This window comes from Sphingomonas immobilis (genome assembly GCF_030580995.1).
Lineage (GTDB): Bacteria > Pseudomonadota > Alphaproteobacteria > Sphingomonadales > Sphingomonadaceae > Sphingomonas > Sphingomonas immobilis.
This window is the reverse complement of record NZ_JAUQSZ010000010.1, coordinates 1-22,355: the sequence shown is the minus strand read 5'-3', so window position 1 is coordinate 22,355 and position 22,355 is coordinate 1. Positions and strand designations below refer to the sequence as shown.

General features: G+C 68.2%; 18 protein-coding genes, 1 tRNA gene and 1 pseudogene. 6 read left to right on the top strand and 14 right to left on the bottom strand.

Features of this window, described 5'->3' with window-relative positions:
• Positions 1-14: 14 nt before the first annotated feature.
• Entirely contained in the window at positions 15-764 is a 750-nt protein-coding gene (locus Q5H94_RS14320) for a FadR/GntR family transcriptional regulator (protein ID WP_304561968.1), read from the top strand.
• Here Q5H94_RS14320 and glpD read toward each other — a convergent pair.
• Complete coding sequence (gene glpD, locus Q5H94_RS14315) at positions 756-2,273, bottom strand: glycerol-3-phosphate dehydrogenase (RefSeq protein WP_304561967.1); 1,518 nt, start codon at positions 2,271-2,273, stop codon at positions 756-758. The two genes, Q5H94_RS14320 and glpD, sit on opposite strands and share 9 nt — an antisense overlap.
• A gap of 108 nt (positions 2,274-2,381) precedes the next feature.
• Between glpD and glpK the strand changes: the two genes are divergently transcribed.
• On the top strand, positions 2,382-3,875 hold the full coding sequence (glpK, locus tag Q5H94_RS14310; RefSeq protein WP_431312174.1) for a glycerol kinase GlpK: 1,494 nt from the start codon (positions 2,382-2,384) through the stop codon (positions 3,873-3,875).
• Between the two features lie 6 nt (positions 3,876-3,881).
• Here glpK and Q5H94_RS14305 read toward each other — a convergent pair whose 3' ends face one another.
• Genes Q5H94_RS14305 through Q5H94_RS14295 form a run of 3 tightly spaced genes read right to left on the bottom strand, consistent with a single transcriptional unit; the run spans position 3,882 to position 9,549 of the window.
• A complete protein-coding gene (locus Q5H94_RS14305) occupies positions 3,882-5,801 on the bottom strand; it encodes a glycoside hydrolase family 2 protein (RefSeq protein WP_304561965.1) in 1,920 nt (639 codons plus the stop codon).
• A gap of 37 nt (positions 5,802-5,838) precedes the next feature.
• Positions 5,839-7,155 carry an alpha/beta hydrolase family protein gene (locus Q5H94_RS14300; protein WP_304561964.1) on the bottom strand — a complete coding sequence of 439 codons (1,317 nt, stop codon included), beginning with the start codon at positions 7,153-7,155 and terminating at the stop codon, positions 5,839-5,841.
• A 60-nt stretch (positions 7,156-7,215) separates the two neighbouring features.
• The gene (locus tag Q5H94_RS14295) at positions 7,216-9,549 is read right to left on the bottom strand and encodes a TonB-dependent receptor (RefSeq protein ID WP_304561963.1); all 2,334 of its coding nucleotides are present in this window, start codon (positions 9,547-9,549) and stop codon (positions 7,216-7,218) included.
• A 224-nt stretch (positions 9,550-9,773) separates the two neighbouring features.
• Here Q5H94_RS14295 and Q5H94_RS14290 point away from each other — a divergent pair, with 224 nt between their 5' ends.
• Complete coding sequence (locus Q5H94_RS14290; RefSeq protein WP_304561962.1) at positions 9,774-11,069, top strand: MFS transporter; 1,296 nt, start codon at positions 9,774-9,776, stop codon at positions 11,067-11,069.
• Between the two features lie 112 nt (positions 11,070-11,181).
• Complete coding sequence (locus tag Q5H94_RS14285; protein WP_304561961.1) at positions 11,182-12,324, top strand: aminotransferase; 1,143 nt, start codon at positions 11,182-11,184, stop codon at positions 12,322-12,324.
• On the opposite strand, the gene mtnA is transcribed toward Q5H94_RS14285, so the two are convergent.
• From mtnA to Q5H94_RS14250, 7 genes are all read right to left on the bottom strand, one after another.
• The gene (mtnA, locus tag Q5H94_RS14280; protein ID WP_304561960.1) at positions 12,321-13,352 is read right to left on the bottom strand and encodes an S-methyl-5-thioribose-1-phosphate isomerase; all 1,032 of its coding nucleotides are present in this window, start codon (positions 13,350-13,352) and stop codon (positions 12,321-12,323) included. The genes Q5H94_RS14285 and mtnA overlap by 4 nt on opposite strands.
• A complete protein-coding gene (mtnC, locus tag Q5H94_RS14275) occupies positions 13,349-13,999 on the bottom strand; it encodes an acireductone synthase (RefSeq protein ID WP_304561959.1) in 651 nt (216 codons plus the stop codon). Before mtnC ends, mtnA begins: the two co-directional genes overlap by 4 nt.
• Entirely contained in the window at positions 13,996-14,532 is a 537-nt protein-coding gene (locus tag Q5H94_RS14270) for a 1,2-dihydroxy-3-keto-5-methylthiopentene dioxygenase (RefSeq protein ID WP_304561958.1), read from the bottom strand. The genes mtnC and Q5H94_RS14270 overlap by 4 nt, the downstream gene beginning before the upstream one ends.
• A complete protein-coding gene (locus Q5H94_RS14265) occupies positions 14,529-15,146 on the bottom strand; it encodes a methylthioribulose 1-phosphate dehydratase (protein WP_304561957.1) in 618 nt (205 codons plus the stop codon). The genes Q5H94_RS14270 and Q5H94_RS14265 overlap by 4 nt, the downstream gene beginning before the upstream one ends.
• A 20-nt stretch (positions 15,147-15,166) precedes the next feature.
• Positions 15,167-15,240, bottom strand: a tRNA-Gly gene (locus Q5H94_RS14260).
• A 54-nt stretch (positions 15,241-15,294) separates the two neighbouring features.
• Positions 15,295-15,711, bottom strand: coding sequence for a BrnA antitoxin family protein (locus Q5H94_RS14255; RefSeq protein ID WP_431312173.1), 417 nt, complete (start codon positions 15,709-15,711; stop codon positions 15,295-15,297).
• Positions 15,692-16,171, bottom strand: coding sequence for a BrnT family toxin (locus tag Q5H94_RS14250; RefSeq protein WP_304561956.1), 480 nt, complete (start codon positions 16,169-16,171; stop codon positions 15,692-15,694). Before Q5H94_RS14250 ends, Q5H94_RS14255 begins: the two co-directional genes overlap by 20 nt.
• Between Q5H94_RS14250 and Q5H94_RS14245 the strand changes: the two genes are divergently transcribed.
• Positions 16,101-17,396 (top strand): methyltransferase family protein, encoded by a 1,296-nt coding sequence (locus tag Q5H94_RS14245; RefSeq protein ID WP_304561955.1) that lies wholly within the window; start codon positions 16,101-16,103, stop codon positions 17,394-17,396. The genes Q5H94_RS14250 and Q5H94_RS14245 overlap by 71 nt on opposite strands.
• 99 nt (positions 17,397-17,495) lie before the next feature.
• On the opposite strand, the gene Q5H94_RS14240 is transcribed toward Q5H94_RS14245, so the two are convergent.
• Positions 17,496-18,884, bottom strand: a complete 1,389-nt coding sequence (locus Q5H94_RS14240; RefSeq protein WP_304561954.1) for a glutamate--cysteine ligase — start codon at positions 18,882-18,884, stop codon at positions 17,496-17,498.
• A gap of 166 nt (positions 18,885-19,050) precedes the next feature.
• A complete protein-coding gene (locus Q5H94_RS14235; protein ID WP_304561953.1) occupies positions 19,051-19,791 on the bottom strand; it encodes a 16S rRNA (uracil(1498)-N(3))-methyltransferase in 741 nt (246 codons plus the stop codon).
• A gap of 62 nt (positions 19,792-19,853) precedes the next feature.
• Here Q5H94_RS14235 and Q5H94_RS14230 point away from each other — a divergent pair, with 62 nt between their 5' ends.
• Positions 19,854-21,185, top strand: a complete 1,332-nt coding sequence (locus Q5H94_RS14230; RefSeq protein ID WP_304561952.1) for a glycosyltransferase 87 family protein — start codon at positions 19,854-19,856, stop codon at positions 21,183-21,185.
• Here Q5H94_RS14230 and Q5H94_RS14225 read toward each other — a convergent pair.
• Positions 21,133-22,176 (bottom strand): annotated as a pseudogene (locus Q5H94_RS14225) (RNB domain-containing ribonuclease); the annotation flags it as partial. The gene Q5H94_RS14230 and the pseudogene Q5H94_RS14225 sit on opposite strands and share 53 nt — an antisense overlap.
• Positions 22,177-22,355 lie beyond the last annotated feature (179 nt).

Genomic DNA, 22,355 nt, shown 5'->3' with positions numbered 1-22,355 from the left:
CACAGGCTATGATCATGTCACCAGCTTCCCGCGCCGAGGGCCGCCTGTACGAGCGGATCGCCGCCGAAATCCGCCAGGCACTCGCCACCGGCCGCTACACGGTCGGCGACCGGCTGCCGTCCGAGCGCGATCTCGCGCAGCAATATGGCGTCTCGCGCCCGACCATCCGCGAGGCGATCATCGCGCTGGAGGTCGACGGGCTGGTCGAGGTGCGCACCAATTCGGGCGTGTACGTCACCGCGGTGCAGCCGACCGGCGGCGCGCTGTCTGCGACCGATGTCGGCCCGTTCGAGCTGCTGGAGGCGCGGCGCATCTTCGAGGCGGAGATCTGCGGGCTTGCCGCGCAGATGATCGACGACGACCAGATTGCCCGGCTGCGCGAACTCGTCGCCGACATGGAGAGCGAGGATCTGCTGCGCGCCGAAGCGGCCGACCGCGAATTCCACCTCGAGATTGCACGCGCGACGCAGAACAGCGCGATGGAGATGACCGTCTCCATGCTGTGGGACACGCGCGAGCGGTCGCCGCAATATGCCCTGCTGACCGAGAAGGTGCGCGCCGCCGGCATCGCGCCGCGCGTGTCCGAACATCGCCGCATCGTCGATGCGCTGGCGGGGCGCAAGGCGGACGCCGCGCGCAAGGCGATGCGCGATCACCTCGGGCGGGTGATCGCTAACCTGCTCGAGGCGACCGAGGTCGAGGCGATCGAGCGCGCCCGCGCCGAGATCAACGCGAAGCGGCGGCGCTACGGCGCGCTAAGCTGACGGCTTCGCCAGATAGGCGTCGATCCGCTCCGCTGTGCCGGGGGGGACGTGGAGGCCGAGCTTGCTGCGGCGGAACAGGATGTCGTCGGCCGTTTTCGCCCATTCGGTCGCGACCAGATACTCGACCTCGGCGCTGAACAGGCCGCCGCCGAAATCCTCGCCGAGATCGGCGGGGGTGGTGGCGGTATCGGGGCCGAGCAGCGTCGTCACCCGCGTGCCGTACGCCCGCGCGAGGCGGCGGAGCAGGGCGGCCGGCAGTTTCGGATAGGTCCGCTCCAGACCCGTCACGAACGCATCGAAATCGCCCCCGGCGATGTCGCCGCCCGGCAGCGCGGCCGCCGCCGTCCACGCGGTGCCGGGCCGTTCGAGGAACGGCGCGAGCTTTTCTAGCGCATGTTCGGCGAGCTTGCGATACGTGGTGATCTTGCCGCCGAAGATGCTGAGCATCGCCGGCCGCTGTTCGTCACCGTCGACATCGAGCACATAATCGCGCGTCACCGCCGATGCGTTGGCGGCGTGATCGTCATAGAGCGGGCGGATACCGGCGTAGCTCCACACCACATCCGCTTCGCTGACCGGCCGGCTGAAGAAGGCGGCGACGGTATCGAGCAGGTAGCGCGTTTCCTCCGGCGAGATCGCCGCCTTGCCGGGCGCCTCGGCCCACGGCAGATCGGTCGTGCCGATCAGCGTGAAATCCTGTTCATAGGGGATGGCGAAGATCACGCGGCGATCGGCATTCTGCAGCAGGAACGCATGCCCGCCTTCGTAGAGGCGCGGGACGATGATGTGGCTGCCCTTGACCAGCCGCACGCCGCGATCGTTGCGCGCGCTGCCCGCCTTGCCGAGCACGTCGCCGACCCAGGGACCGGCGGCGTTGACCAGCACGCGGGCATCGACGTCGCGCGCGCCGTCCGCGTCCTCGATCGTCGCGCGCCAGCCCGCGGCGGTGCGATGCGCCGCCGTCAGCCGCGTTTGCGTGCGGATGGTCGCGCCGCGTTCCGCCGCGTCGAGCGCGTTGAGCGCGACGAGGCGGCTGTCCTCCACCCAGCAATCCGAATAGACGAAGGCGCGGCCCATGCCGGGTTTCAGCCCGTCGCCCTTGGCATCGCCGTCGAGGCGGATGGTGCGCGTCGCCGGCAGTTTCTTGCGGCCGCCGAGATGATCGTAGAGGAACAGCCCGAGCCGCACCATCCAGGCCGGTCGCGGCGATCCTTTCTGCGGCAGCACGAATTCGAGCGGCCAGATGATGTGCGGCGCGATCGCCAGCAGCCGCTCGCGCTCGATCAGCGCCTCGCGCACCAGCCGGAACTCCCCGTATTCGAGATAGCGCAGGCCGCCGTGGATCAGCTTCGTGCTTGCCGACGAGGTGTGGCTGGCGAGATCGTCCTGCTCGACGAGCAGAACCTTCAGCCCCCGGCCCGCCGCGTCGCGCGCGATCCCCGCGCCGTTGATGCCGCCGCCCACGATCAGTAGATCATAGGGTCCGGTGTCGATCTCGGGCGCTGGCACTTTCGTCGTTCCTTTTGTGAGCGCGGCACAAGGCGAGATTGACCGCGGCGCAAGCAGTGGTAATGAAGTGGCCAGACCAATTCAATAAATATGTGCCGGGAGAGACTCGTGAGCGACCGCACCCATATTCTCGCGATCGACCAGGGCACGACCTCGACCCGCGCGATCGTGTTCGACATCCACGCCGATCCGGTCGCGACCGCGCAGCGCGAGTTCCAGCAGCATTATCCCAATCCCGGCTGGGTCGAGCATGATCCCGAGGATATCTGGCGCGACACGCTGGCGACGGCGCGCGAGGCGATCGAGCAGAGCGGCGTCGGCGCCGATGCGATCGCCGCGATCGGCATCACCAACCAGCGCGAGACGGTGGTGGTGTGGGACCGCGCGACCGGCAAGCCGATCCACAATGCGATCGTCTGGCAGGACCGCCGCACGGCCGACGTCTGCACGACGCTGAAGGAACAGGGGCACGAGGATCTGGTCCGCGCGCGAACCGGCCTGCTGCTCGATCCCTATTTCTCCGGCACGAAGGTCGCGTGGATCCTCGATCATGTCGACGGTGCGCGCGCCCGCGCGGAACGGGGAGAACTCGCTTTCGGCACGATCGATTGCTTCCTCCTCTGGCGGCTGACCGACGGCAAGGTCCACGCGACCGACGCCACCAACGCCGGACGCACCTTGTTGTTCGATATCCACGCGCAGCGCTGGGACGAGGAATTGTGCGCGCTGATCGGCGTGCCGACGGCGCTGTTGCCGGAGGTTCACGACAACAGCCATCCGTTCGGCGAAACCGCGCCCGGCCTGTTCGGCGCGGCGATCCCGATCGCGGGGATGGCGGGCGACCAGCAGGCGGCGTTGCTGGGCCAGGCCTGTTTCGAGGCCGGGATGGCCAAATCCACTTATGGCACCGGCTGCTTCATGCTGCTCAACACCGGCGACAAGGCGATCCTGTCCGACAATCGCCTGCTGACCACGCCCGCCTACCGGCTGGACGGGCGCACCACCTATGCGCTGGAAGGATCGATCTTCGTCGCCGGCGCGGCGATCAAATGGCTGCGCGACGGCATCGGCGTCATCACCCGCGCCAGCCAGACCGACGATCTCGCCACCCGCGTGCCCGACAGCCACGGCGTCTACATGGTGCCCGCCTTCGTCGGCCTCGGCGCGCCGCATTGGGACCCGGACGCGCGCGGCGCGATCTTCGGCCTGACGCTCGGCGCGACCGCCGCGCATCTCGCGCGCGCGGCGCTGGAGGCGGTCGGCTACCAGACGCGCGACCTGCTGACGGCGATGGTGGATGACGGCAGCACCCGGCCCAAGGTGATGCGCGTCGACGGCGGTATGGCGGCCAACGACTGGCTGTGCCAGTTCCTTGCCGATCTCCTCGAGATCGAGGTCGAACGGCCCGCGCATCTCGAGATCACGGCGCTCGGCGCGGCGTTTCTGGCCGGGCTCTGCGTCGGGCTGTGGCCCGATCTCGATGCGCTCGCCGCCACCCGCAAGCAGGCGAAGCGCTTCACGCCGAAGATGGACGCGGCGCTGCGCGAGCAGCTCATCGCCGGATGGCGCGACGCCCTCGCGCGGACGCTGCGCCACCCGTAGCGCGGCTCATTTCGCGGCAGCGGCGTCCGCCTCGCGCTTGCTTTCGTAGAAGGTGGACAGCACGCCGAAGGCCAGCTTGCGCTGCCCGGTCTCGGAAATCAGGCCCTTGCGGTTCCAGCCCTGCTGGAAATCCGGGTTCTGGCGGCGCGGCGAGCGGAAATCCTTGAGGATCCAGGGCGACATGCCGCGCAGCGTCGGCAGGCGCGCCGCCATCGCCAGCGTCGCGCGGTAATAATCGGCCTGATATTCCTCGGAAAATTTCTGCGGCGCGTGGAAGCCGGCCAGCGCATCGGCACCGAATTCGGAAAAGACGAGCGGCTTGCCGGTCGGCACGTGCCACGTCGTCGCAGGCAGATCGGCGAGCCGGTCGGCGGTGTACCAGCCGTTGTAGGTGTTGATCGCGAGCAGATCGACATCGTCGGAGAGTGGATCGGCCAACGTCATCACCGGCGCGCCCGGCCCCTTGCCGTGATCGACGAGCAGCGCCGCGCTGATCAGCCGCGTATCGTCGAGCTTGCGCGCATCGGCGACGAGCGTGCGCAGGAAGGCGTTGCGTGCGTCGGTGACGGTGGTTTCGTTGGCCACGCTCCAGATCGCGATCGCGGCGCGGTTGCGGTCGCGCAGGATGTTCTCGGCCAGCATGTTGCGCGCCGTCGCCAGCGTCTCGGGGTTCGACCAGGCGATCATCCAGTAGACCGGCACTTCGCTCCACACGAGCAGGCCCAATTCGTCGGCGGCGCGCGTCATCACCTCGCTGTGCGGATAATGCGCCAGCCGCACGTAATTGCCGTGCAGGCCGTCCTTGATCTCGCTGAGCAGCGCCCGCGCAGCCGCCGGGGTGATCGCGCGCGTCGGCTCCGCGCCGAGTTCCTCCTCGTGCATCGAAATGCCGCGCAGGAAGATCGGTTTTCCGTTCAGCAGGATGTCGGCACCGCGCACCTCGATGGTGCGGAAGCCGATCCGGTCGCGCCAGTGATCGTCCCCGGCGTCGATCGCCACGTCGTAGAGTTTCGGCCGTTCGGGCGACCAGCGCGTCAGCGCGGCGGGCGCGTCTATCTCGCCGTGCCAGTCGCCCTTCGCGTCGGTGCTGCCCGGCACGTCGAGCCCGAGTTCGCCGATGCGCAGGCGCACCGCCCGCCGGGCCGATGCGGCGCCGTTCAGGTGGAGATCGACGGCGATCCGCCCGGCCCGCGTCAGCCGCACCCACGCATCGTCGACATAGGTGTCGGGCGTGGAGATCAGCCGCACGGCGCGCGTGATGCCGCCGTAATTCTCCCAGTCGGTGACGGGCGGCGGCACGGTTTCGGGCGTGGCCTGCGAATCCACGCCGACGGTGATCTGATTGTCGCCGTCGCGCAGCAGCTTCGTCACCTCGAAGGCGAAGGGCGTGAAGCCGCCTTCGTGACGGCCGACCGGCTGGCCGTTCAGATAGACGTAGGTCCGGTAATTCGCCGCGCCGAAGCGCAGGAAGGTGCGCCCGGTGCGCTTAATCGGCGCGGCGAAGTGGCGCTGATACCACATCAGCCCCTGGTAATGGCGAAGCTCGGCCGTGGTGGTGAGCCAGGACGAGGGCAGGATCGCCAGCGGCGCATGGGCGAGATCGAATTCGTAGAGCGTGCGGGTGTCGCGCGCCATTTCCTTTGCGACGTCGATGTCGAGGAAGCGGCGCTGCCCGGCATCGGGCGTCTCGCCGTGGAAGCCGGCGAGCCCGGCGCGGAACGGATCGATCGAATAATGCCACGCGCCCGACAGATCGAGCGCGTCGCGCATGTCGGCGGAGACCAGCAGCGGCTCGGTCTCGACCGTCGCCAGCGGCAGCGACGAGGTGACGGTGGAGGGCGGCAGCGGTGCCGATTGCCCCAGCACCGGGCCTGCGGAAAGCGCGGTGGCGATCGCCGCCGCCATCATCCCGGTCACGATACGCATATCCGTCTCTCCCGCTGTAATCCGAATTTCGATGCGGCTATTGCGCCGGCTTGAATTCCAGCGACATGCCGACGGCGCGGCTCGGCTGGAATCCCTTCCACAGCGTCGCGTCGGGCGCGCCGGGGCTGAACCGCGAGACGCGCCCGGCCGGCGCGGCGGGCCATTTGCCGTCGCCCGAATTCGGCACCAGTCCGTCGATATAGGCCGCCCTGGCCACATCGCCCTTCACGTAGCGATCGAGGAAGGCGGTGATGAAATGCGCCTGCACCGGCAGCAACCGGTCCTTGCGCCACACCGCATCCTCGAACCAGTCCTCGTCCCAATAGGTGCCGCGCATCTCCGGCGGCGCGCCGATCAGCGCGATGCTGTGTCCCGCCTCGCGGAAGGTCAGCAGATAGCGCGGCACGTGCGCCTCGGCGTCGAACAGCGTGCGCACGCCGGGATCGTAGCCGACGACATGATCCTGGCTGCCGACGATGAAGAAGGTCGGCACGCGGATCGCGGCGACGCCGGGCTCGGCCCAGGTCTTGATACCGCGGACGCCGTTGGGCGGCGCGATCGCGACGACCGCCTTCAGGTTCGCGATCCTGATGTCGCCCTGCTTCGGCCCGCCCGCCACATAGGGCGCGAGCGCGCCGCGTGTCGCATCGGCCATGCCGGGATCGAGCGGCGCACCGGCGGCGGTGAGCGAGCCGTAGCCGCCCATCGAATAGCCGATCAGCGCGGTGCGCGACGCATCGGCGGCGGCGAACGGGCCCTGACCCGCATTCGCGCGGCGCTGCGCCTCGGCCGCGACGAAGACGATGTCGAGCGGCCGGCGCGTGAGCGGCCCGGCCATCGCCGCCGCCGTGCGGATGTTGATCGGCGGATCGCGGAAGGCGGGGGCGACGACGACATAGCCCTTGGTCGCCAGATTCTCGCCGAGCCACGACAGCGCCTCGGGCGTGTTGCCGTATCCGTGCGAGAGGATGACGAGCGGGAAGCGGCCCTTCGCGCCGGGCGCGCCGGGCGTCGCCAGGCCGGGAACGGTGAAGGCGACGTCGGCGCCGGTCTCACCCGTCATCGCCGCATGATAGACGGTGCCGGGGCCGGCTTTCGCCGCCGGATACCAGACCTTCATCGTCACGCGGCGGTCGGTGATCGCGGGGCTGTCCTTGCCCTGCAGCGGATCGGCCTGCTGCGGCTGCACGAACGCGGCGTCGGCGACGCCCACCGGATATTGGCCGAGCGCCGCGAGTTCAGGTGCGTCCACGCCCGGCCGGGCGGGCGGGCCGCCTTGCGCGACCGTCGCGTTCGGCAGGGCGAGCGCGAGCAGCGCCGCCGTCATGACGCCACTCTGAATTCGACGCGGCATCAATCGCTCTCCATTTGCTGGAATTGGCCGGGTGAGGGGGCTCACCCGGCCGCCCGGGGATCAGAAGTTCAGCGCCAGCCGCACGCCGCCATAGCGGCGGAAGTCGCGCGGCAGGATCGCCTGCGTCGCGATCTGGTTGCCGAAATTGCCCGCCGTGTTCACCAGCGCCGGGAAATATTGCTGGTCGAACAGATTGTTGATGAAGCCGACGATCTCCCACCGGCGGTCGGCATCGCGCACGCCCAGGCCGATGTTGACGATGTGATAGCCCGCCTGGAACAGTTCCGGGTCGCGCGCGGCATATTGGACGTCGCTCTGATACTGCCAGTTGAGCTGCGCGATGCCCTTCAGGTTGCCGCCCAGCGACGGAGAATAATCCGCGCTGAACGCGAACTTCCATTCCGGCGCCTGCACCGCGCGCGTGCCGGTGAGGTTCTGATAGGCCGGGACGGCGGGCGTCGTCGGGGTCGCCGGCACGGCCGCGACGCAGCCCGTCGCCACGGTCTGCAACGGATAGCATTGCGCGACCGGGAACGAGGTATATTTCGCGTCGAGATACGTCACCGATCCGGTGAGGTTCAGATCGCTGCCGAGCCGCGCCGTCGTCTCCAGCTCGATGCCCTTGGTGTTCAACCCGCCGACGTTGGTGAGGCGGTAGTTCGACGTGCCGTCCGCCAGCGTCTCGATCGATTGCGCCTGCAGATTGTCATAGTCGGTGTTGAACAGCGTGAGGTTGGCGGTCAGGCGGCGCTCGAAGAACTGCATGCGCGCGCCCAGTTCCATGTCGCGCGAACGCTCGGGCTTGATCGGGCCGGCGGCCGCGCGGTTGGCGTTGAAGCCGGTGGTCAGATCGTAGGTCTGGCCCTTGTAGCCGGTCGCATAGGTGCCGAAGAACATCAGGTCCGGCGTCACTTCGTAGCGCAGGCTGGCCTTCCACGTCACCGCCGTATCCTCCGCGTTGCCGCTGAAGAACGAGGGGGCGGGCGCCACCGCGAGGTTGTCGCGATAGGTATATTCGACCTTTTCGTTCTGGACGCGGACGCCGCCGGTCGCGGTCAATTGCGGCAGGAACTCCCAGTCCGCCTGCGCGAAGCCCGCGATCTGGCGCGACTCCGACGTCGCGTTCCAGTTGGCGAGCGAGAAATACGGCCCGCGCACGAACGGACGCGCGAAGTTCACGTCGGCATAATAGACGCCGACGGTGTAGCGGAACGGCTTGCTCGCGGGGGACTGCAGGCGGACCTCCTGCGTCACCATATGCTCCTTGAATTCGCCGATCTGGTTGTTGTTGCCCAGCGTACCCGAATAGGACGTGTCGTCCTGATCGAGATAATCGTAGAGATGGAAATTGTCGTACGAGGTGATCGACGTCAGCGTCATCTCGCCCAGGCCGATCTCGGCGCGGAAATTGCCGCCATAGCCTTCGTACCGGGTGCGCGAATCCAGGTTGTTGCTGATGTTCTGGTTGCTGCGGCTGATGGTGACGCCCGGCATCACGACCGGCAGCGTCAGCCCGGCGGTGTTGCGGAAGAGCGCGGTCGGCGACACGTTGACGAACGGCCGCGCGACGGTCGTGTTGCCGTTAACGTAGTTGCCCGACAGCGTCAGCGAGATGTCGCTGGTCGGCTCCCAGCGGATCTTGGCGCGGGTGTTGAAGGCTTCGCGGCCGTTGGTATCCTTGCCGTTGAAGAGGTTCTTCACGTTGCCGTCCCACTTCGAATAGGCGGCGGAGACGACGTAGCCGACCGTATCGCTGATCGGGCCGGAGGCGCTGAAATTCGCGCCATATTCGGAATCGGTCGTCGCCATCGCGTTGGCGTGGAGCCGGAAGGTGTCGGTCGGGTTGCGCGTGATGATGTTGATCAGGCCGGCCGAGGCCGACTTGCCGTACAGCGTGCTCTGCGGCCCGCGCAGCACCTCGATCCGCTCGACATCGGGCAGGTCGGTGAAGGCGCGCGCGGAGAAGGCGAGCGGCACTTCGTCGACGAGGACGGCGACGCTCGATTCGACGCCGATGCCGAAGGCGAAGGTGCCGACGCCGCGCAGCGAGACGTTGGAATTGACCGGCTGTTCGGCCGGGCGGACGACGAGCGAGGGCGATACGCGGCCGAGATCCTGGAACTGAGTCGCGCCCGATGTCTGCAACTGCGCAGGCGAAAGCACGGACACCGCGAGCGGCACCTTCTGCACATTCTCCGCGCGCTTGTTGGCGGTGACGACGATGTCGCCGATCGTGGCGGGTTCCGGCGCGGCCGGGCCGACGGCGGGGGCCGGCGTTCCGGCGGGATCGGTAGGGGCGACCTGATCGGGCGCGGCGGCGAGCAAGGGGGCTGCGCACAATGCGGCGCCGAGCGCGGCCACCGAAGATCCGATACGAAAGACTGAAAGCGCCATGTCACCCACTCCTGAAGGCTTCGCCCGTTGTCTCACGAGCTTTGGTAGAACCACGATTACGATCTGGTAAGGCCAAATGCAATAACCAATTTTCCGCAGCACAGCACGGCCCGATCAATCGGCATCGCTCTCGTGTGGCGCACTTTGGCTTGACCAGTGTGGTAAGGCCGGGCAGAGCGCACATGCCAGGAGCCAAAGGTGGCCGGCACCCAGGAGGGGAAAGCATGACCGCAGAAGCCGTCACGGAGCCGGAGATTCTCCCGATCCCGCCGCGTCGCGGACGGGTGCGCTGGATCGTCTGCGCCTTCCTCTTCTTCGCCGTCGTGCTGAGCTATATCGATCGCCTCGTCCTGCCGGTGCTCAAGCCCGATCTGCAGGCGCGCTACGGCTGGAGCGAGACGGGCTATGCCGATCTCGCGATCTGGTTCCAGGCGGTCTACGGCATATCCTATGTCGTGTTCGGCCGGATCGTCGACCGCGTCGGCGCGCGCATCGGCTATGCCATCGCCGTCGTGCTGTGGACGGCGGGCCATGTCGCGCATATCGCCTTCACCTCGACCGCCGGGATGCTGATCGCGCGCATTCCGCTGGCGATGGGCGAGGCGGGCGCGTTCCCGGCGGCGCTGGCCGCGACCAACGAATGGTTTCCGGCGCGCGAGCGTGCGCTGGCGATCGGCATCTTCAACGCCGGCTCCAACGTCGGCGCGATCCTGACGCCGCTGATCGTGCCGATCGTTGCGCTGTCGTTCGGCTGGCGCATGGCCTTCATCGTCACCGGCCTGCTGACGATCGTCTGGCTGGTCGGCTGGCTCCTCTTCTACCGCGCACCGCGTGCGCACGGCTGGGTCACACCGGGCGAGCTCGCATGGATCGGGTCGGGTTCCGGGGAGGTGAGGAAAGCGGTGCCGTTCCGCATCTTGCTGCGGACGCGCCAGGCATGGGCCTATGCGATCGGGCGCTTCATGATCGATCCGGTGTGGTGGACCTTCCTGTTCTGGCTGCCCGATTTCTTCAACCGCCAGTATCACCTGAAGATGACCGAGTTCGGCCCGCCGCTTGTCGTCATCTATCTGCTCGCCGATGTCGGATCGGTCGCGGGCGGCGCCTTTTCCTCGAATCTGATCGGCCGTGGCTGGTCGCTCGGCCGCGCGCGCAAGACCGCGATGCTGGCGGCGGCGCTGTGCGCGGTGCCGATCGCCTTCGCCACCTCGGCACCGGGCATGTGGAGTGCGGTGCTGATGATCGGGCTCGCCTGCGCCGGGCATCAGGCCTTCTCCGCCAATCTCTATGCCCTGCCGGGGGATCTGTTCCCGCGTGGCACGGCCGGATCGGTCGTCGGTCTCGGTGGCCTCGCCGGGGCGCTCGGCGGGATGCTGATGGCGAAATTCGCCGGTGCGATCCTCTCGACGCTGGGCAGCTACCAGCCGATCTTCATAGCCGCCGCCTTCGCCTATCTCGGCGCGCTCGCCGTCCTGCACGCGCTGCTGCGCGATTACCGGCCCGCCGATCTACCGGCGTAGCGCGACGGACGGATGAGGAATCCTCATCCCATTCCCCGCCCCCGGAGCTTGTCGAAGGGCGCGTTCCGGGGCACGTGCGGCGACAGGCGCAGCGCGAACGGAATTGGGATCGATGAATCCGGTCTATACGAAACTCGGCACAACGATCTTCGAGCAGATGTCCGCCCGCGCCCGCGCGACGGGCGCGATCAACCTGGGGCAGGGTTTCCCCGACGGACGCGGCCCGGAAGACGTGCTGGCCGAGGCGGCACGCGCGCTGCTGGAGGAGTCCAACCAATATCCGCCGATGATGGGCACGCCCGCGCTGCGCCAGGCGATCGCCGCGCACTACGCAGCGCATCAGGGCCTCGATCTCACGCCCGAGGAGGTGATCGTCACCTCCGGCGCGACCGAGGCGCTGGCCTCGGCGATCCTCGCGCTCGTCTCGCCGGGCGACGAGGTCGTGATGTTCGAGCCGCTCTACGACGCCTATCTGCCGCTGGTCGAGCGGGCGGGGGGCGTGGCAAAGCTCGTCCGGCTCGAACCGCCCGCATGGCGCATCACTGCCGAGGCGCTGGCGGCTGTCGCCAGCGAGAGGACGCGGCTCCTCATCGTCAACTCGCCGCTCAACCCCACCGGCACCCTGCTGACGGCGGAGGAGCGCGCGCTCCTCGCCGATTTCTGCGTCAGCCACGACGCGATCGCGATCTGCGACGAGGTGTGGGAGCATGTCGTGTTCGACGGTGCCGAACACCGCCCGCTGATCGCCGAGCCGGGGATGCGCGAGCGAACCGTGAAGATCGGATCGGCCGGCAAGATCTTCTCGCTCACCGGCTGGAAGGTCGGCTGGATGTGCGCCGCGCCCGCCATCGCCGCGGTGCTCGCCAAGGCGCATCAGTTCGTCACCTTCACCACGCCGCCCAACCTGCAGGCCGCCGCCGCCTTCGGGCTTGGCAAGGACATCGGCTATTTCGAGACGATGCGGCGCGACTTCCAGCGCTCGCGCGACCGGCTCGCGGACGGCCTGCGCGGGCTCGGCTACAGCGTGCTGCCGGGCTCCGCGACCTACTTCCTCAACATCGATCTTGCCGCATCGGGCGTGGACATGAGCGACGTCGCCTTCGCGCAGTGGCTGATCGAAGAGGCAGGCGTCGCGACCATCCCGGTCAGCGCCTTCTACGCGCAGGATGCCGTCACCAACGTCGTGCGGCTGTGCTTCGCCAAGCAGGACGCGACGCTCGACGGCGCGCTGGAGCGGATGGCGCGCCGGCCCTAGACCCGGTCGAGCACCCCGCGCTCGGTGATGTACGCCGTCACCAGCCGTGCGGGCGTCACGTCGAACGCCGGATTGGCCGCGCTGGAACCCGTCACGCGGATCGTGCCGCCTTCGCCCGCGACGTGGATCACCTCGTCGCCGTGGCGCTCCTCGATCGGGATGTCGCGCCCGGTCGGCGTGTCGGGATCGAACGTCGGCGAGGGCAGCGCGACGTAGAACGGCACGTCGTTGTCGAACGCCGCCAGCGCCTTCAGATAGGTGCCGATCTTGTTGCAGACGTCGCCGTTCGCCGTCACGCGGTCGGTGCCGACGATCACCGCGTCGACCTGCCCGTTCATCATCAGATGCCCGCCGGCATTGTCGACGATGACGGTATGCGGCACGCCGTGCCCGGAAAGCTCGAACGCCGTCAGCAGCGCGCCCTGGTTGCGCGGCCGTGTCTCGTCGACCCAGACGTGGACCGGAATCCCGGCATCGTGCGCGAGGTAGATCGGCGCGGTCGCCGTCCCGTAATCGACCGTCGCCAGCCAGCCGGCGTTGCAATGCGTCAGGATGTTGAGCGGCCGGTCGGGATGCTTGGCGTGCAGGTCGCGCAGCAGCGCAAGGCCATGCTCGCCGATCGCCTTGTTGAGTGCGACATCCTCGTCGCAGATCGCATCGGCGCGCGCGAAGGCAGCTTCGGCGCGCTCGGACGCGGGCAGGGGCCGAACCGTCTCCATCATCCGGTCGAGCGCCCAGCGCAGGTTGACCGCGGTGGGCCGCGACGCGAGCAAGAGCGTGTACGCGGCATCGAGCGTCTCGTCCGAAGCGTCCATCGCCAGCGCCATCGCGAGGCCGTAGGCGGCGGTCGCCCCGATCATCGGCGCACCGCGCGTCCACATCTCGCGGATCGCGACCTCGGCATCGTGCGCGGAACGCAGCTCGACCCACTTCACCTTCCACGGCAGCTCGCGCTGATCGAGAATCCGTGCCCCGCGCCCGTCCTGCGTGCGGGTGATCGAGCGCTGGTGATGGCCTTCGAGGATCATTGAACGGTATGCACCGTGAGCTTGATGTCGTCGAAGCTGGCGATATCCCCGCGGCCGCGCTCGCGGTCGATCAGCAGCGCATTGAGCCCCGCCTTCTGTGCCGCGCCGACTTCCTCGGGCGTGTCGGAGAGGAACAGGATCTCCTCCGGCGGCACATCGATCTCGCGAGCGATGGCGGCATAGGACGCCGCCTCGCGCTTCGGCCCGGTCGTCGTGTCGAAATAGCCAGAGAACAGCGGCGTCAGGTCGCCCGCGTCGCTATGCCCGAACAGCAGCTTCTGCGCCGCGACCGATCCCGACGAGAACACGTAGAGCGCCACCCCCGCCGCATGGAAGCGCCGCAGCCCCGCCACCGCATCGTCATAGACGTGGCCGGTGAACGCGCCCGAGATGTAGCCGTCCGCCCAGATCATTCCCTGCAACGTCTTGAGCGGCGTCACTTTTCGATCCTCGTCGATCCAGCGGATCAGCGTCGCCACCGGATCGCTCTCGCCGGTCGCGGCGACTTCGGCGAGGATCGGCGCGGTCTCCTCCGGGTGCGCTGCAACGTATTCCGCCAGATGCTCGCGCGCATGGATAAACAGCACGTCGGCGACGAAGCTGATGCTCGTCGTCGTGCCCTCGATATCGGTGAGGATCGCCCTCATGCCGCGACGGGCTCGTGCCGGGGAAAACGCGCGGCGATATCGTCGCCGGTGAAGCGCGCGATCCACCCGTCGGGGTTGCGGAACAGCCGGATCGCGGTGAAGCGCGGGGCCGGGCCCATGTCGAACCAGTGCTTCATCCCCGCCGGCACCGAGATCAGGTCGCCGCGCGTACACAGCATGTTGAACACGCGGCCCTGCTCATGGAGCGTGAACAGCCCTTCGCCCTCGACGAAGAAACGCACCTCGTCCTCGCCGTGCGTGTGTTCGGACAGGAATTTCTGGCGCAGCGCCCCGCGTTCGGGATGGTCGGCGGTCATCGCGATCGTATCGACCGAAAGGTATCCGCCCTCCGCCTTGAGCCGGCCGATCTCGGGCGCATAGGCGTCGAGCACATCGCCCGTCACCTCGCGCGTGTCCCAGCGTTCGAAACGCACGCCGATGGTCGCGAGCGCCCCGGCGATCTCGGCCTCGTCCGTGCTGTCGAGCAGCAGCGCCTGCGCATCGCCCTCGTCGAAAATCTGCAATCGGCTCATCCGCGAAAGCTCCTTTCCGCCAGTTCGGCCGCGATCATCCACTCGACCGCCTCGATCACGCGCTCGGCCTCGGCCATGTCCTTGCCCCAGCCATAGAGGCCGTGGCCGCGGATAAGATAGGCGGGCGCGGCCCCCGGCGCCAGCAGGCGCGGCGCGATCGCCGCCTCGATCACGGCCATGTCCTGGCTGTTGTCGACGATCGGGATCGCGACGCTGGCGTCGTGCGTCGGGTTGCCCGGCAGCGCCTTGAGCATCTCGTGCCCCGCGAAGCTGTAGCTGCCCGCATAGGCCGCGCGGCTGAGCCCGACATTGGCGGCGGAATGACTGTGCAGCACCGCCCCGCACTCCGGGAACAGTGTGTAGAGCGCGAGGTGCAGCGCCGTCTCGGCCGAGGGCTTCTTGCCGTCGAGCGACGCGCCCGCCGCATCGACGCGCATCACATCGTCCGGCGTCAGCCGCCCCTTGTGCCGCCCAGAAACGGTGACGGCGAAGCTGCCATCATCGAGCCGCGCCGAATAATTGCCCGAGGTGGCGGGTGCCCAACCCTTGCCGTCGAGCCACCGCCCGACGCTCACGATCCACGCCTGCGCTTCGGCGAAAGTCGTGGCGGTCATCGCTAAGCCTTTGAAATCTCTGGAGCGGGTAACGGGAATCGAACCCGTGTATTCAGCTTGGAAGGCTGCTGTACTACCATTGTACTATACCCGCGATGGAGCGCGAGATACCGAAGCGGGGCGGGCGGCGCAACACCTGTCCGCGCCGCTATATTCCCGCCGCCGCTCGCAGCGCTTCGTTCATCCGCGATTGCCAGCCTGGACCCGATTGCTTGAACCGTTCGAGAACGTCGCGATCGAGGCGCAGGGTTGTGCTGACCTTGGTTGGTGCCTTCTGCTTTCCGCGCGAGCGCCGCATTTCCGCAGCCAGTTCGGGGAATGCGTCCGCAAACGGGATCGTCTTGGCCGGCTCGGTCTCAGGGCGCTCGATTTCGGGATCGGGGCCGATCAGTTCCCCGCTCGCATCGTCGATCCACCAGCCGTCTTCGTCCTGATGGACCCCGCCGGCGGCGATGACCTTCTGCATCTCGTCGCGATACACCGTCCAGCGCCGCTCCATCTCGGTGAGGTCGGCGTCGGAATCCCCGAGATCGCGCGTGATGAAACTAGGCCAGGTTTTCGTCATCGATCAGCTTTCTTTCCATACGGCTGGCACGGCGCATCGAAATGATCGAGATGCCCTCGGTGCCGAGTGTGGCGAAGATCACCGCGATCGTGCCATCGTTCAGGCGACCGACCGCCTTGAACCGATCGCTTCTGGCGATCTCGACCTGTGCGGAGAGGAAAAATTCCTCGCCGAGCTCCGCAAAATCGAAACCGTGCTTGGCGGGGTTCGCGTCGCGTTTAGGCCCGTCCCACACGATGATCACGAGATATTTGTAGTAACGATTCGTGCGATCCGCAACGAAAATCGTTACTACGATCTGCTCCGTGCGAACGATATGCGTTCCGTCGCCGTCGGTCGCAGACGCGCCTTCACCCGTCCCTAACCATTTCCGCGCTACGCAACCGGCCATGTTCCACGATACCGCTCTCGCGCGCGAAGCCCGTGCCGCCGATCCGCGTCCCGCATCGGCCGTCAGCACCGGCTGCGGCCTCGCGGGGCTCGCGGGGCTGCTTACCTGGATCACGCTCGCGCGCATCTACGGCATGGACGGGCCGTATGCGGCGCTCTGCAACGTCGCCGCCTGCGGGTTGCCGATGGTGCTGTGGTCGGTGTTCGTCGACAAGGTCCACCGCAACCCCTCGACCGGCATCGACTGGGATCACCCCAAGCCGCTCCGCGACACCTTCGAGATCAGCCTTACCAAGCTCGCGGGCCTGTGGATCACTTGGGCCGGCATCGGCCTGATCTACGGCGTGGTGCGCAGCTATTGGGAGGACAATTACCTCTTCTCGATGTGGTGCCTCGGCACTGCCGCACCCGCGCTGTTCGTGCTCTCCATCCCCTATGTCCTGTGGCTCGACCGCCATCTCGTCGAGCCGAAGGACGGCGCCTGGACGCTCGGCGCGTGGCTGATGGGCCTCAAGGAGCCGATCGACCATGAGGCAATCTACGCCCACCTGCGCAGCTGGGCGGTGAAGGGCTTTTTCCTCGCCTTCATGCTGGCGATCGTGCCGGGCGGCTTCGGTGATTTCATCCGCGGCGATACCAGCCAGATCCTGCACGATCCCGTCGCGCTGTCGAACTGGCTCATCACCTTCATGTTCGTGATCGACGTGGCCTTCGCGACGGTCGGCTACGTGCTGACGATGCGGCCGCTCGATTCGCACATCCGCAGCGCCAATCCGTTCGCGGCGGCGTGGCTGGCGGCGCTGATCTGCTACCCGCCGTTCGTGCTGATGGGGGAGGGCGGCGTGCTCGATTACCACCCCGGCACGCGCGGGCCGGACGGCTGGACGATCTGGATGCAGGGCCATCCCGTCATGCTCGCTGTGACGGGCGTGACGCTCGTGGGGCTCACCGCGATCTACGCCTGGGCGACGATGGCATTCGGCTTCCGCTTCTCCAACCTCACGCACCGCGGCATCCTGACGCACGGGCCGTACAAGTTCACGCGCCACCCGGCCTATCTGTCGAAGAACCTCTTCTGGTTCCTCTCGACGCTGCCGTTCCTGACGACGGGCAACTGGGTCGATGGCGTCCGCGCGACTGCGCTGATGCTGGTGGTGGCGGGCGTCTATTACTGGCGCGCGAAAACCGAGGAGCGACATCTGGGCATGGACCCCGCCTACCGCGCGTATAGCGAGTGGATGGAGCGCAACGGCGCGGTGCCGCGCTTCTTCGCCTGGGTGCGCGGCAAGCGCTAAGCCAATCGTCGCCCCGGCGCAGGCCGGGGCCGCTGCGTGGCTGGCGACGGGCGTGCCCCAAACTCGGCGGCCCCGGCCTGCGCCGGGGCGACGGCATTCTCAGAACTTCATATCCTCATAGACCTTCGAAACATCGCCACCCCACGGGCCGTGATATTTCTCCAGCAGCACTTCGGCCGGAACCTTGCCGCTCCGCACCACCTCGCGCAGCGGATCGAGGAAGCCCGTCTCGTTGCTGCCGCCCGCGTCGAAGCGCGCCCGCGCCGCGAGGCCGGCATGCGCGATGTCGAGCACCTCGCCCGCGATCTCGCGCAGCTTTCGCCCGCCCGCGATCGGCGCGTCGAGCCCCAGCTTCGGCACCGAATCGCGCAGCACCTGCCGCTCCTCGATGCTCCAGTGCTTCACCACGTCCCACGCCGCATCGAGCGCGCCGCCATCGTACAGCAGCCCGACCCAAAGAGCGGGGAGGGCACAGATCCGCCCCCACGGTCCGCCGTCCGCGCCGCGCATCTCGAGGAAGGTCTTGAGCCGCACCTCCGGGAAGGCGGTCGACAGATGATCGTTCCAGTCGTCGAGCGTCGGCAGCTCGCCCGGCAGCACCGAAAGCTCGCCCTTGAGGAAATCGCGGAAGCTCAGCCCGGCCGCGTCGATATAGAGCCCGTCGCGGTAGACGAAGTACATCGGCACATCGAGCGCATATTCGGCATAGCGATCGTAGCCGAAGCCGTCCTCGAACACGAACGGCAGCATGCCGGTGCGCGCAGGGTCGGTGTCCGACCAGATATGGCTGCGGTACGACAGCATGCCGTTGGGCCGCCCTTCCGTGAAGGGCGAATTGGCGAACAGCGCCGTCGCCAGCGGCTGCAGCGCGAGGCCGACGCGGAACTTCTTCGCCATGTCCGCCTCGCTCTCATAGTCGAGGTTGACCTGGATCGTGCAGGTCCGCAGCATCATGTCGAGCCCCATGCTGCCGACGCGCGGCATGTGGCGCAGCATGATCGCATAGCGGCCCTTGGGCATGATCGGCAGCTCGGCGCGGGTCTTGTCGGGCCACATGCCGAGCCCCAGGAAACCGATGCCGAGCCGGTCGCCGACCGCCTTCACCTGCTCCAGGTGCCGCCCGGTCTCCGCGCAGGTCTCGTGCAGATTGTCGAGCGGTGCGCCCGACAGCTCGAACTGGCCGGCGGGCTCCAGGCTGATCGATCCGTCCGCGCCCGACATGGCGATGGTGCGGTATTTGCCGTCCGCGCCCTTCTCCTCGACCGGCTGCCAGCCGTATTCCTTCAGCCCGTCGAGCAGCGCGAGGATGCCGCCCGGCTCGTCATAGCTCGGCGCGTGATGATCGCCGAACGCATAGACGAACTTCTCGTGCTCGGTGCCGATCCGCCAGCGATCCTTGGGCTTCTCGCCCCGCGCGAAGCTCGCGACGAGCTGGTCGCGACTCTCGATGATCGGGGATACCTTGAGGGAGTCGGCGCGCGTTGTCATGGCCGCGCCTTAGCGGGGCAAAATGGGGTGCGCTAGAGGGCGGCGGCGGTCATTCCAACCGATCAGTACAAAAGCCACCGTTCGTCCTGAGCGAAGTCGAAGGGCGTGCCACACACGCAGCCTCCGGCACACGTGCTTCGACTTCGCTCAGCACGAACGGCATTTTCTACCAATCCCCCCTTACACTCATCCACACCGCCACCGCCGCCGCCGCCGCCGTATCCGCGCGCAGGATGCGCGGGCCCAGCGACACGCCGACCGCCGCCGTAACGCCGCGCACCGCCGCCCGCTCCTCCTCGTCGAAGCCGCCCTCGGGCCCGATCAGGATCGCCGCGCTCGCCGATCCGTCGCGCATCGCTGCCGCCGCCGGCACGCCGCCCGCCTCGTCGGCGAAATACAGCGCGCGCTCCCCCGGCCAGTCGCGCAGCAGCGCCGCCAGCTTCACCGGCTCGGCCAGTTCGGGCACGGCGGTGCGGCCGCATTGCTCGGCGGCCTCGATCATGTGCGCGCGCAGCCGGTCGAGGTTGAGCTTGTCCACCACGGTGCGCCGCGTGAGCGTCGGCACCAACCGCGCGACGCCAAGCTCGCACGCCTTCTCCGCCAGCCAGTCGACGCGGCCCTTCTTCAGCGGCGCGGCGCACAGCCACAGGTCGGGCACCACCTCCGCCTCGCGCAGCCGCTCGGTCACGTCGAGGATCAGGTCGCGCTTGCCCACCGCGCTCGCCACGCCCAGCCATTCGCCTGACACGCCGTCGAACAGCTTCACCGGATCGCCAACCTTGGTTCGCATCACCGATACGAGATAATGCGCCTGCGGACCCTCGATCCGCACCGGCCCGATGCCGAGCGGCGCCTCCACGAACAGGCGCGGGGTCGATTGCGGGGGCCAGGCGGGGACAGCGGGCATTATCGCTTCGTTAACCGTGATCGGGCCATCCCGCCAGTTGCACGCGCTCATGCGGGGGAACGATGGTCGGGACAGGCGCTCAGGCTGCGCAGGAAGGCATGGCCGGCTTCGCGGTGAAGCTGTTGCTGAAGCTGATGGCCGCGAACCTCGCGTTCAACATCTTCGCGCGCCTGCTCGGCTGCGAACCCGCCTTCACGTCCTTCCTGTTCGATCCCGCCGGGCTGTTCGACGATTACTACAAGTTCATCCTGTCCTTCCCGGGCGGGGCGGGCGTCGTGCCGAGCGACCTGTTCGGCCTGCACGATCGCATCGCCGCCGCCATCGCCACCACGCCCTATCACGGTGTCGACGGGCTGGGCGGGGCGGGCATCACCCATTTCCTCGCGCCGCCGCTCACCGCAGTGATCTGCCTCGCCAATCTCGCCGCGATGCACATCGTCGATCCGGCCGCCTTGTTCGTCGGTATCATCGCCCTGATGCTGGTCTGCTGGTGCAGTATCGCCGCGCGCCTCGGCACGACGCGCTACGAATCGATCGCCTGGGCCGCGATCGGCCTCGCCAGCTATCCGATGCTGATGATGCTCTCGCGCGGGAATATCTACGCCGGCCTCGCGGCGCTGCTGATCTGCCAGTCGATGTCGCTGGCGCTGCGCGGCAAGGCGCCGGTCGTGGCCGCCATCTGCCTCGCCGTCGCACTCAACATCCGGCCCAACGCCGCGCCCTTCGCGGTGCCGCTGCTCCTGCTGTTCCAGACCGGCCGCTGGCGCGCGCTGGCCGTGCTGGCGGTGGCGACCGCGCTGATCTTCGCGCTCAGCCTCGCCGTCGCCCACGCGCTCTATCCCGATTACACGATTGGCACCTTCCTGCGCGGCCTGCACAATTACCGGACCCGCTACATCGTCGACAATTGGGGGCTGGCCTACGGTTCCTCGCTGATGGGCGCGGTGCAGTTCTTCGCGGGCTACCGGCCGGGGGTCGAGGCGGCGGCGGCGGTGCCCGCGGCGCTGGTGATGCTGGCGGCGGTGGTCCTCTTTTTGCGACGGCGGATTTCGGCCGCGCTGCTGCTGTTCCTCACGTGCTCGGCCTATTGCCTCGGGTCGAGCGTGATCGCCGACTACCATCTGCTCGTTTTCGTCCTCGTCCCCGCCGCCGTCGCGCGCCAGACGGCGCTGGAGGGGCGGCGGCCCGACACCGCGGAATGGATCGCCTGCGCCGCCGCGTGCCTGCTGCTCGGCCCGAAGAACTATCTCTTCCTGCACGGCTTCTCGTGGCAGGTCGTGCTCAACCCGGCGATCATGCTGGGCGCATCGCTGGCCGTCATCGCGCTGCGCGCGGGCTGGATCAGCGCTTCCGCCCCTGGTGCCGGATATTGGCGGGCCGCCCGCGCCGCTTGATGACGCGCGGTTTGCCGCCGCGCTCGTCACGCACCGGCGGCCGCGCGCCACCCTCGACCATCTCGAAGCGCAGCGCGCCCGATACCGGGTTCGATTCTGCCAGCCGCAACTGCAGCCGCATCCCGCTGGCATATTCGGTGCCGGTCTCCTCGCCGACCAGCCGCTTGCCCGCATCGTCGTAACGAAAATATTCGCGGCCGAGATCGCGCACCGGCATCAGCCCGTCGCCGCCGATCCCCTCGACCGTCGCGAAGAAGCCGAAGCTCGCCACGCCGGTGATGCGCACGTCGACCACCTCGCCGATCCGCGTCGCGAGGAAGGCGGCGACATAGCGGTCGATCGTGTCGCGCTCGGCCTCCATCGCGCGGCGCTCCAGCATCGAGATCGACTGGCCGATCTTCTCCATCGACGCCGCCTCGCCCTCGGTCAGCCCGCCGGGCCCGAGCGTGTAGGCATCGACCAGCGAACGGTGGACGATCAGATCGGCATAGCGCCGGATCGGCGACGTGAAATGCCCGTAACTGCCGAGCGCGAGGCCGAAATGGCCGTGATTGGCGGGCGCGTAATAGGCCTGCGTCTGCGTGCGCAGCACCTGCTCCATGATCTGCTGGCGGAAATCCGCCTCGCCGACCTTCTCGAGGATATGGTTGAACGTCCCCGGCCGGATCACCTGCCCGAGCGCGAACTCGATCCCGAAGGTCTTGAGGTAATCCTTCAGCGCGACGAGCTTCTCGCGGCTCGGCGGTTCGTGGACGCGGTACATCACCGGCGCCTTCTTCGCCTCCAGCGCCTTGGCGGCGGCGACGTTCGCCGCGATCATGTAATCCTCGATCAGCCGCATCGAATCGAGCCGCTCGCGCGGCGCGACCGACAGGATGCGCCCCTTCTCGTCGAGCACCACCCGCCGCTCCGGCAGGTCGAGATCGAGCGGCGACCGCGCGTTCCGCGCCTTGTACAGCGCCCGCCAGCACGCCCAGAGGGGGGTGAGGATTTCTCTAAGCCCCTCCCCTTCAGGGGAGGGGTTGGGGGTGGGGCCGAGTCTCGCCGAGAGACCGCTCTGCGAGGCTTGGGCCGCCCCCGGGCCCCCCCCCCGGGGGGGGGGGGGGGGGGGCGGGGTGGCGCGGCCCGGCCCCCTCGCGGGGGTGCGGGGCGCGCCGGGCGGGCGGCGCG

Coding starts and splice junctions, on each gene's coding strand:
- mtnA (WP_304561960.1), bottom strand. CDS start 13,352: ATGATCCTCGAAGGCCATCACCAGCGCTCGATCACCCGCACGCAGGAC.
- Q5H94_RS14300 (WP_304561964.1), bottom strand. CDS start 7,155: ATGCCGCGTCGAATTCAGAGTGGCGTCATGACGGCGGCGCTGCTCGCG.
- Q5H94_RS14320 (WP_304561968.1), top strand. CDS start 15: ATGTCACCAGCTTCCCGCGCCGAGGGCCGCCTGTACGAGCGGATCGCC.
- Q5H94_RS14245 (WP_304561955.1), top strand. CDS start 16,101: ATGTTCCACGATACCGCTCTCGCGCGCGAAGCCCGTGCCGCCGATCCG.
- Q5H94_RS14265 (WP_304561957.1), bottom strand. CDS start 15,146: ATGACCGCCACGACTTTCGCCGAAGCGCAGGCGTGGATCGTGAGCGTC.
- Q5H94_RS14270 (WP_304561958.1), bottom strand. CDS start 14,532: ATGAGCCGATTGCAGATTTTCGACGAGGGCGATGCGCAGGCGCTGCTG.
- Q5H94_RS14285 (WP_304561961.1), top strand. CDS start 11,182: ATGAATCCGGTCTATACGAAACTCGGCACAACGATCTTCGAGCAGATG.
- Q5H94_RS14295 (WP_304561963.1), bottom strand. CDS start 9,549: ATGGCGCTTTCAGTCTTTCGTATCGGATCTTCGGTGGCCGCGCTCGGC.
- Q5H94_RS14305 (WP_304561965.1), bottom strand. CDS start 5,801: ATGCGTATCGTGACCGGGATGATGGCGGCGGCGATCGCCACCGCGCTT.
- Q5H94_RS14235 (WP_304561953.1), bottom strand. CDS start 19,791: ATGCCCGCTGTCCCCGCCTGGCCCCCGCAATCGACCCCGCGCCTGTTC.
- Q5H94_RS14240 (WP_304561954.1), bottom strand. CDS start 18,884: ATGACAACGCGCGCCGACTCCCTCAAGGTATCCCCGATCATCGAGAGT.
- Q5H94_RS14255 (WP_431312173.1), bottom strand. CDS start 15,711: ATGACGAAAACCTGGCCTAGTTTCATCACGCGCGATCTCGGGGATTCC.
- Q5H94_RS14230 (WP_304561952.1), top strand. CDS start 19,854: ATGGTCGGGACAGGCGCTCAGGCTGCGCAGGAAGGCATGGCCGGCTTC.
- Q5H94_RS14290 (WP_304561962.1), top strand. CDS start 9,774: ATGACCGCAGAAGCCGTCACGGAGCCGGAGATTCTCCCGATCCCGCCG.
- mtnC (WP_304561959.1), bottom strand. CDS start 13,999: ATGAGGGCGATCCTCACCGATATCGAGGGCACGACGACGAGCATCAGC.